Consider the following 868-nt stretch of genomic DNA (forward strand, 5'->3'; position numbering starts at 1 on the left):
ATTTTTAAATATTCTTACGGGTTTTATCTGCCCCCGAGCAATGCTTTATCCGGCTCGGTGAGCTGAAGTGCGGAAATCGTACATATAGACCGCTTTTCTGTTTTCCATATAAAACCAGTTCATGCCCGACCCTGTGGCTTACAAAACCCGGACTACGGTTCAACCCTTTTTATGCCTTTAAGCTTATCGAAGTCCTTATCGTAAGACAAAACGACGGCATCGCCTATTAATTTAGCATAAGCAGCGTTATAGCAATCGGCAAAATCAATTGGTACGGACCTGTAATACTCGACGGCTTCTTCAACAACATCTCTGTTTTCTACGGCTAGTTTCTTGGTGTTAAGAAGCAGTGTAAGTTTATCCGAAATATCATCTCTGCTTAGCTTGTAATAAGAACTGAGGGTCCATACAATCTCTAATACTACCGCGACTGTTACGTAAGCATTTACTTTTCCGGCCATAACGCGGGCGATGAAATCCTTTGAAGCGGCAGCTTGCTCGGGGTCATCTTCGGTAAGAAGTCTAATAAAAATATTGGTATCTATCAGATGGCCTTTCACTGATTTTTCTCCGCCGCATGTTTAGCTACCGCACGTTTTACGGTCTCCCTTATTTTTCTAAAGTCTTCTGGCTTTGTTTTTGGCTTAACTGTGCCCGCAGCATCAAGGATAGTGCCCTTAACCGGTATAATTTCCGCTTTGCCACCAGCTACTTTATAGATAACTCTATCGCCGGGTTTTAACCCTAGTGCTTCTCTAACCTTAGCCGGGATCGTAACTTGTCCCTTTGAAGATACTGTTGATTTTATAGCCATACAAACACCCCAAGTAAATATTTCGGCATATTCTTTACTTATTATAATAGCAAA

General features: G+C 41.9%; 2 protein-coding genes. Both read right to left on the bottom strand.

All coding sequences use genetic code 11. The features are described from left to right. Positions 1 to 152: 152 nt before the first annotated feature. Complete coding sequence (locus tag COY37_RS10810; protein ID WP_286679410.1) at positions 153 to 560, bottom strand: type II toxin-antitoxin system VapC family toxin; 408 nt, start codon at positions 558 to 560, stop codon at positions 153 to 155. Further along, positions 557 to 868: AbrB/MazE/SpoVT family DNA-binding domain-containing protein (locus COY37_RS10815; RefSeq protein ID WP_286977562.1), on the bottom strand; the 312-nt coding region annotated here is incomplete at its 5' end. The genes COY37_RS10810 and COY37_RS10815, both read right to left, overlap by 4 nt.

Source organism: Candidatus Aquicultor secundus, assembly GCF_002791875.1.
Taxonomy (GTDB): Bacteria; Actinomycetota; Aquicultoria; order Aquicultorales; family Aquicultoraceae; genus Aquicultor_A; species Aquicultor_A secundus.